This window comes from uncultured Anaerovibrio sp. (genome assembly GCF_947302755.1).
GTDB lineage: Bacteria > Bacillota > Negativicutes > Selenomonadales > Selenomonadaceae > Anaerovibrio.
Window position 1 is genome coordinate 20,611 of record NZ_CAMYWM010000016.1, and the last position, 7,947, is coordinate 28,557.

The window sequence follows — 7,947 nt, forward strand, 5'->3', positions numbered from 1 at the left end:
ATCTTAGTCCTCCTGTAAAATATTGTCTATTTCTTTGAATAATTCCTCAACCAGTTCAGTTTCCTTCACCTTGCGGATTATTTCACCTTTTCTGAATACCAGGCCTTCACCGTTGCCGCCGGCAATGCCCACATCAGCCCCCCTGGCCTCTCCGGGACCATTTACCACACAGCCCATAACAGCCACCGAAATTGGCTTGGAAATCCCCTGGAGCCGTCTGTCCACCTCATCGGCAATACCGGCCAAATCGATGCTGGTACGCCCGCAGGTCGGGCAGGAAATAAGGGTTGGGCCATATTCCCGCATACCAAGGGCTTTCAGGATCTCATTGGCAACCTTCACCTCCACCACCGGGTCACCGGTAAGGGAAATGCGGAAGGTATCACCAATGCCCTGGGCAAGAAGAGCGCCGATGCCCACTGCGGACTTAATCATACCCGTTCGGGCAGTTCCGGCCTCGGTAATACCCAGGTGCAATGGATAATCTACAGTTTCTGACATCAGCTGATAGGCAGCCAGGGTCAAGGGTACATCATGGGCCTTCAGGGAAATTTTCATATCGTAAAAATCCTGGGTCTCCAGGATGCGCACGTGCTCCATGGCAGATTCCACCAGGGCCTCTGCCGTTACCCCGCCGTATTTGGCCAAGAGCTTCTTATCCAGGGAACCGGCATTGACGCCAATGCGAATGGGAATACTATGGGCCTTGGCCTCAGCTACCACTGCCTTAACATTGGCCTCACCCCCAATATTTCCCGGATTTAAACGAAGGGCCGAAATTCCCTGATTGATGGCTTCCAGAGCCAGACGATAATCAAAATGTATATCGGCCACCAGGGGTACCTTTACCTTTTTTATAATATTACCCAAATTTTGGGCTGCCTCCATATCCGGCACTGCCAGGCGAACGATATCGCAGCCGGCTGCCTGGAGGGCATTAATCTGGGCAACGGTTGCCTCCGTATCCGTGGTTTTGGTATTAGTCATGGACTGTACGGATATGGGAGCACCACCACCGATGGCTACCTTACCTATATGAATCTGTCTTGTTTCCTTGCGCTTTATCATTGTACTGTCCTCCATTACCTGGTCACATCATTGAAGGTGGCAAAAATCATCAGACTGATCAGCAGCACCACACCTACGGCCTGAAGGTAGTACAGGGCCTTTTTGCTCATCTGCTTGCCCCGCACCGCTTCAATACACAGGGTAACGAAATGACCGCCATCAAGGGCCGGAACCGGAAGCAAATTGACAATACCCAGGTTAAGGCTTAAAAAGGCCGCGAAATTCAATAATGGGATAAAGCCATGCTGGGCCACCTCCCCAGCCATCTGGGCCACTCCGATGGGTCCCGCCAGCTCTGCCGAGGCCCCCTCCTTGGTAAAGAGCAGCACCAGGGCCTCCAGCATCCGCTGAAATATGGACCAGGTCCGCTCCACAGATATTTGGGCAGCCTCCACAACGGATACCTCCCGGGTAACCGCCGTTCCCTGAATACCAATTACCACCCGCTTGGACATTTCATCCTCCATGGGAATGACCGTTGTGGTTTTTGCCTCCTCACCCCGCTGATAGGTAACCTCGTAGGGCTTGCCGGCTCCACCGGCCAGCAAGGTGGAAATATCATTCCACTCATTTACCGGCTGACCGTTAATAGTAAGAATTTTATCACCGGCAGCAAGGCCCGCTGACTGGGCAGGAGCACCGGCCAACACATCCCCTACCACCGGTTCTGTACTGGGACTTTGAATGCCCGAAAATACAAAAATCAAAAAAAACAGGATAATGGGCAACAGGAAATTCATAAAGGAGCCGGCCAAAATAACGATCATCCTGGCCCAGACCGGACGTCTGTAATAGGCCCGCTCACCGGCATCTTTCTCCTCTTCCTCATCAAAATCCATTCCGGCAATCCGGTTATAGCCCCCCAGGGGAATGGCCCGGATGGCATAGAGGGTTTCTCCCCGCCGCCAATCCAGTAGCTTCGGTCCAAAGCCAATGGCAAATTCATCCACCCGCATACCGGTCATTTTGGCAGTAATAAAATGTCCCCACTCATGGACCAGTACCAAAAGGCCAAAGACAAATACCGCAGATACTATAGTCAATAACATAACAATATACTCCCTTTATTTAACCAGTTCTTCACGGGTGATTTCCCGTGCCCACCTATCTGCTTCCAGCAGCTGCTCCAGAGTAGGATTATACTGTACATCAGCCTTGTTCATGGCATTTTCAATAAGCTCATAAATCCTCAGGAAACCGGACTGGCCCTTTAAAAAGGCCTCTACAGCCACCTCGTTGGCCGCATTCATAATACATGGCATGGTGCCGCCGGTTCGGCCGGCTTCAAAGGCCAGCTTCAGTCCACGGAAGGTGTCCATGTCAGGCTTTTCAAAGGTCAGCTTGCCCAGCTCATAAAAATCCACCCTTGGAAAATGGGACTCAACCCGCTCAGGGTAGGTAAGGGCATACTGAATTGGCAGGCGCATATCCGTGCAGCCCAGCTGGGCCATAACTGTACCATCCCGGTATTGAATCATGGAATGGACTATGCTCTGGGGATGAACCACCACCTGGATCTGGTCATAGGTCACGCCGTAGAGCCACTTGGCCTCAATGACCTCCAGGCCCTTGTTGACCAACGAGGCAGAATCAACAGTAATTTTCTGTCCCATATTCCAGGTAGGATGGGCCAAGACATCGGCCTTGGTTACCGCGGTAAGCTCATGGGCCTTCCTGCCCCTGAAGGGCCCGCCGGAGGCAGTAATAATCAGCTTTTCCACTGCATCTCGGTCCTGCCCCTGGAGACACTGGAACAGGGCACAATGCTCACTGTCCACCGGTAATATTGCACAGCCCATTTCCCTGGCCTTAGCCATAACCAGCTCGCCGGCTACCACCAGGGTTTCCTTATTGGCCAGGGCAATATTTTTTCTGGCCTCCAGGGCGGCCATAGTTGGCTCAAGGCCCGCAAAGCCCATCAAGGATGTTACAACGGTATCAGCATCCGGGAAAACAGCCGCTTCAATAACCGCAGCACGTCCCCCACGAATTTTTGTCTTGCCGCTATAACGGCTGGTGAGACGCTGGGCCGCCTCATTGTCAGATAAAACCGCCAGCTCCGGTTGAAACTCCATTATTTGCTTTTCCAGCAGCTCATCACTGCGATTGGCCACCAGCACAGAAACATGGAACAAATCAGGATTATTGCGGACCACATCCAGGGTCTGGGTACCAATGGAGCCGGTGGACCCCAACACAACTAAATTTTTCATGCTACATACTCCTTAAAATCCGATTAAAGAGAAATAGGCAATAAAGCCTTATGGCTTTACTGCCAACCTTTAACCTTCAACAAAGCCAGGGAGCGTTACCCCGCCAGCCCTGTACAATTCATAAAATAGTATACAAATGGAACTGTATATATTACGCTGTCAAATCTATCCCATATGCCGCCGTGGCCGGGAATGATATTGCCGGAATCCTTTATGCCTGTGTACCGCTTTATCACGGATTCCACCAAATCCCCCAGGGTGGCCACTATACAAATAATAAAGCCCAGTACAGCCATCATGATTACATCAAAGCCAAAAAATACTCCCAATGCAGCCACCGAGGCTGTAGTACCAATCAAACCGCCAATAAATCCTTCAATGGTTTTTTTGGGACTGATTCGTTCACATAATTTATGCTTTCCCAAAAAGCAGCCGGCAAAATAGGCAAAGGTATCGCTGGCCCAGGTTCCAATAAGAGCAACCCATACCAGGGCACAGCCCGTCTGGAAGTCACCAAAACTGGTGGGAATAATGCCGCCCTCCCCTGCAAACCTCAGCATGACGAGATGCACGAAGGACAAGCCTATATAAAAAATACCTGCTGCGGAAATAACCGCCGATAAAACGTCAAAATTATCATGATTTAATACGGTCAGCACCATAATAACCAAGGCTGACAGCATTACCGAGCCTATCAGCAAGGAACTGCTGCCAAGCCAGCCCCCTGCCCACATTATAGAAATCAGTACCATTCCGGTAACCAGGGTTGGCTTATATCCCTTTTGCTGAAAGGCATTGCAATATTCATACCAGGCGCCAAAGGACAGCAGCAGCACCGCACCGGCAAACAGGGTTCCACCAGTCTGAATGACCAGTGCCGCCAATATTATTCCAATGATTCCGGTAATTATTCTAGTCAGCATTCCCTAATTTCCTCATTTCTTTTCATTAAGACCGCCAAAGCGCCGATCACGTTTGCTGAAATCCAGCAACGCCTCCGCCAGCTGTTCCTTGCCAAAGTCAGGCCAATTAGTATCTGTAAACCAAAATTCTGCATAAGCAGTCTGCCAAATCAGGAAATTACTGAGACGCATATCGCCACTGGTCCGAATCACCAAATCAACCGGCGGCAAATCACTGGTATCCAGTCGGGATTCCAAAAGCTTACTATCTATATTCTCAGGCTCCAGACTGCCAGCCTTCACATCCCTGGCCAAGGACTGTACAGCCCGTACCATTTCATCCTGTCCACCATAATTGACCGCAACTGTAAACCGTACACCGGTGTTATCAGCTGTGCGCTGCTCTGCATCCCGTATCTGCTTCTGCAGTCCAGGTGACAATTCATTGACCCGGCCGATAAATTTGATGCAGACATTGTCCTCATCCATTTCGGCCAGCTCTTTTTCAAGATAATCGGAAAACAGCTTCATGAGAAAATCCACCTCAGTAGGCGGCCGCTTCCAATTTTCTGTGGAAAAGGCATATACAGTCATAGCCTCCAAATCAAGGGCAATTGCCGCCTTTAGGGTTCGTTTCAGTGCCTTTACTCCAGCCGTATGACCAACAGAACGAACCATACCCTTTCCGTTAGCCCAGCGGCCATTACCGTCCATAATAATGGCAATATGCCGTGGCAAACTATTCCTGTCTATTTGTTCAAGCAAAGCTGTTCCATTATCATTGTTTGATTGTCCAGTTTTACCAAAAATTTTCTTCCACATATCTAACCCCTATTACAGCCTATCCGGCAAATAGCAATCCAATTATGTCGATAAGTAAGAAAATTAGCCCCTCAAAATCATCTAATGAGGGGCTAATGGACACTTCTATCCGATATTAACGGCTGTGTGTCTTATTCAGGAGCAACAATAGCACCTACTGGGCAGCCTGCTGCACAAGCACCGCACTCTACACAAACCTCTGGATTGATTTCGTACTTGCTGTCGCCCTCAGAAATTGCCTCTACAGGGCAAGTACCTGCACAAGTACCACAAGAAATGCAATCTTCCTTAATCTTGTAAGCCATTACTAGAAAACCTCCTTCAGCAGTTTTGCTGCTATTCTAATATCCAACGTGCCATCAGGCAGCCTTTGCTGTCTGATAACATAGTAACCTTCCGGCTCCAGCTTAAAAAAATCCTTCGTCGGTCGGGTTACCGTTACATTATACCTTATATTGGCCTCATTAAGCAAGACCTTAGCTAAATCCCAAGACCTGCCTACAACATCAATTTCCATTTTATACTTCCATGATTTCCTTTTCCTTGGCTTCCTTCAAGGTATCTACGGTCTTAATGAAGCTGTCTACTATCTTCTGGAATTTTTCCTGACCCTTCTTGGATTCATCCTCAGTTATTTCCTTGTCCTTTTCCAGCTTCTTGATATGCTCATTGGCATCCCGGCGGATGTTGCGGATAGCCACTTTGGCTTCCTCAGCCTTCTTGCTCACAGTTTTAACCAGCTCCTTGCGGCGTTCCTGGGTGAGCTGGGGTATGGACAACCGAATGGCAGTACCATCTGAATTTGGGGAAAGACCAAGCTCCGACTTCATGATAGCCTTTTCAATTTCATGGAGCATAGTCTTTTCCCAAGGCTGAATCATAATCATCCGCGGCTCGGGAACAGAAACCTTGGCCACCTGATTTACAGGGGTTGGGGTGCCGTAGTAATCCACCATCACCTTGTCCAGCAGGGATGGGGTAGCACGGCCGGCCCGAAGGGAGCCAAACTCTCTCTTAAGGGCGTCAATGGATTTATTTAAGCGTTCTTCGCTGGAAGATACAATGTCATTAATCATGATTATTATTTGCCTCCTACTGTAGTACCAATATCTTCACCGATAGCTGCCCGGTAAATATTATCATAGTCGTCAATCTTAAATACCACCAAGGGAATATCATTGTCCATACACAGGCTGGTGGCAGTGGAATCCATTACACTCAGGCTGCGGAGCAAAATTTCCTTGTAGCTGATATTGTCAAATTTCTTGGCGTCCTCATTCTGGTTTGGATCCTTGTCATAGATACCCTCGGTGCCCTTCTTGCCCATGAGAATAACATCGGCCTCGATTTCAGCCGCTCTCAGGGCAGCGGTGGTATCAGTGGAGAAATACGGATTGCCGGTACCGGCACCAAAAATTACGACCCGGCCCTTTTCCATGTGACGGGTGGCCTTGCGGCGAATGTAAGGCTCAGCCACCTGACGCATATCGATGGCAGTCTGCACACGGGCCGGAACCTCCTGCTGCTCCAATGCGTCCTGAATGGCCAATGCATTGATAACGGTAGCCAGCATGCCCATGTAATCTGCCTGGGCACGGTCCATACCCTTGGCACTGCCGGCCAGGCCGCGCCAGATATTGCCGCCGCCCACCACGATGGCCACATCAATACCGGCATCGTGTACGCGCTTTATCTGCTTTCCAATGGCTTCAACCACAACTGGATTGATGCCAAAGCCCTGATCACCTGCCAAAGACTCTCCACTAAGCTTTAGTAGAACGCGCTTGTATTTTCCCACTGTAACAACCTCCAAATCCGAGAATAACTAATGTTTAAATGTATTGCAGCTTTTCAAAGCAATATTCACCATTTATGTCTTATTATATCTTAAAGAAAAGGGACCGCGTCTGCAAGTCCCTTTTTCCATGAGATTTAAATATTTAATTATTTCATCTGGGCTGCAACCTCAGCTGCAAAGTCCTCATTCTTTTTCTCCAGGCCCTCACCCATCTCAAAGCGGGTAAAGCGAAGTACCTTAACATCACCAAGGATGTCCTGAATGGTCTCATGATCAGAGGACTTGAAGAATTCCTGCTCAACCAGGCAAATCTCCTTATATGTCTTGTTGAGACGGCCCTCAACCATCTTGTCAACGATTTTTTCAGGCTTGCCCTCTTCCAATGCCTGGGCCCGAAGTACAGCACGCTCATGCTCCAGGTACTCAGGATCAACGCCGCTACGGTCAATGCTCTGTGGCTTCTGGGCAGTAATCTGAAGGGCAATATCCTGTGCCAGCTCATCGCTGCCGCCGGACAGCTCAACTACTACACCGATCTTGCCACCCATGTGAATGTAGGTAGCAAGCTTGTTCTCAGAGGTATATACAACGAAACGGCGGAGGGACAGCTTCTCACCAATGGAAGCAACAGCCTCGGTCATTACATCAGCTACGGTCTTGCCATCCAGCATGGAGGCATTGAGGGCATCCAAATCAGCAGGCTTGGTGGCAAGGATATGCTCAGCAATCTTCTTTACCAGTGCCTTGAAGTTTTCATTCTTGGCAACGAAGTCAGTCTCGGAATTAACCTCAACCAGACAAGCAGCATTGGAAGCCGCATCATAAGCAGCAGCAACAACGCCCTCGGAAGCGATACGGCCAGCCTTCTTGGCAGCCTTGGAAATGCCCTTCTCACGGAGATAGTCGATAGCCTTTTCCTTGTCACCATCGCACTCCACGAGAGCCTTCTTGCAGTCCATCATGCCAGCGCCGGTAGTCTCGCGCAATTCTTTTACTAATGCAGCAGTAATCTGTGCCATTATTTATTTCCCCCTATTAATTGGATATATTTTCAAAAAAACAAGGGATAAGGGATATCCCCTTACCCCTTTTAAGGTTTAATATTACTCAGCGTCCTCAGCCGGAGCCTCTGCAGCCTCACCCT

Annotated in this window: 10 protein-coding genes; all 10 read right to left on the minus strand. The window is 49.3% G+C overall.

Going from position 1 to position 7,947, the window contains the following annotated elements:
* Positions 1–3: 3 nt before the first annotated feature.
* Complete coding sequence (gene ispG / locus Q0Y54_RS03110; protein WP_297964185.1) at positions 4–1,083, minus strand: flavodoxin-dependent (E)-4-hydroxy-3-methylbut-2-enyl-diphosphate synthase; 1,080 nt, start codon at positions 1,081–1,083, stop codon at positions 4–6.
* Entirely contained in the window at positions 1,083–2,117 is a 1,035-nt protein-coding gene (gene rseP / locus Q0Y54_RS03115; RefSeq protein ID WP_297964187.1) for an RIP metalloprotease RseP, read from the minus strand. The genes ispG and rseP overlap by 1 nt, the downstream gene beginning before the upstream one ends.
* Positions 2,118–2,132: 15 nt before the next feature.
* Positions 2,133–3,281 carry a 1-deoxy-D-xylulose-5-phosphate reductoisomerase gene (locus Q0Y54_RS03120; protein WP_297964189.1) on the minus strand — a complete coding sequence of 383 codons (1,149 nt, stop codon included), beginning with the start codon at positions 3,279–3,281 and terminating at the stop codon, positions 2,133–2,135.
* A gap of 95 nt (positions 3,282–3,376) precedes the next feature.
* Complete coding sequence (locus tag Q0Y54_RS03125; protein ID WP_297964191.1) at positions 3,377–4,204, minus strand: phosphatidate cytidylyltransferase; 828 nt, start codon at positions 4,202–4,204, stop codon at positions 3,377–3,379.
* A 12-nt stretch (positions 4,205–4,216) separates the two neighbouring features.
* Positions 4,217–5,005, minus strand: coding sequence for an isoprenyl transferase (locus Q0Y54_RS03130; RefSeq protein ID WP_297964193.1), 789 nt, complete (start codon positions 5,003–5,005; stop codon positions 4,217–4,219).
* A 131-nt stretch (positions 5,006–5,136) separates the two neighbouring features.
* Entirely contained in the window at positions 5,137–5,310 is a 174-nt protein-coding gene (locus Q0Y54_RS03135) for a DUF362 domain-containing protein (RefSeq protein WP_297964195.1), read from the minus strand.
* Between the two features lie 2 nt (positions 5,311–5,312).
* A complete protein-coding gene (locus Q0Y54_RS03140) occupies positions 5,313–5,522 on the minus strand; it encodes an aliphatic sulfonate ABC transporter (RefSeq protein ID WP_297964197.1) in 210 nt (69 codons plus the stop codon).
* A gap of 1 nt (position 5,523) precedes the next feature.
* The gene (gene frr / locus Q0Y54_RS03145; protein WP_297964199.1) at positions 5,524–6,081 is read right to left on the minus strand and encodes a ribosome recycling factor; all 558 of its coding nucleotides are present in this window, start codon (positions 6,079–6,081) and stop codon (positions 5,524–5,526) included.
* Positions 6,082–6,086: 5 nt separating this feature from the next.
* The gene (gene pyrH / locus Q0Y54_RS03150; protein ID WP_297964201.1) at positions 6,087–6,803 is read right to left on the minus strand and encodes a UMP kinase; all 717 of its coding nucleotides are present in this window, start codon (positions 6,801–6,803) and stop codon (positions 6,087–6,089) included.
* Between the two features lie 146 nt (positions 6,804–6,949).
* Positions 6,950–7,822, minus strand: coding sequence for a translation elongation factor Ts (gene tsf, locus Q0Y54_RS03155; RefSeq protein WP_297964204.1), 873 nt, complete (start codon positions 7,820–7,822; stop codon positions 6,950–6,952).
* Positions 7,823–7,947 lie beyond the last annotated feature (125 nt).

Excerpts from the sequence above, each read along its gene's own strand:
- rseP (WP_297964187.1), bottom strand. The coding sequence starts at position 2,117 with ATGTTATTGACTATAGTATCTGCGGTATTTGTCTTTGGCCTTTTGGTA.
- frr (WP_297964199.1), bottom strand. The coding sequence starts at position 6,081 with ATGATTAATGACATTGTATCTTCCAGCGAAGAACGCTTAAATAAATCC.
- Q0Y54_RS03140 (WP_297964197.1), bottom strand. The coding sequence starts at position 5,522 with ATGGAAATTGATGTTGTAGGCAGGTCTTGGGATTTAGCTAAGGTCTTG.
- tsf (WP_297964204.1), bottom strand. The coding sequence starts at position 7,822 with ATGGCACAGATTACTGCTGCATTAGTAAAAGAATTGCGCGAGACTACC.
- Q0Y54_RS03125 (WP_297964191.1), bottom strand. The coding sequence starts at position 4,204 with ATGCTGACTAGAATAATTACCGGAATCATTGGAATAATATTGGCGGCA.
- ispG (WP_297964185.1), bottom strand. The coding sequence starts at position 1,083 with ATGGAGGACAGTACAATGATAAAGCGCAAGGAAACAAGACAGATTCAT.
- Q0Y54_RS03130 (WP_297964193.1), bottom strand. The coding sequence starts at position 5,005 with ATGTGGAAGAAAATTTTTGGTAAAACTGGACAATCAAACAATGATAAT.
- Q0Y54_RS03120 (WP_297964189.1), bottom strand. The coding sequence starts at position 3,281 with ATGAAAAATTTAGTTGTGTTGGGGTCCACCGGCTCCATTGGTACCCAG.
- Q0Y54_RS03135 (WP_297964195.1), bottom strand. The coding sequence starts at position 5,310 with ATGGCTTACAAGATTAAGGAAGATTGCATTTCTTGTGGTACTTGTGCA.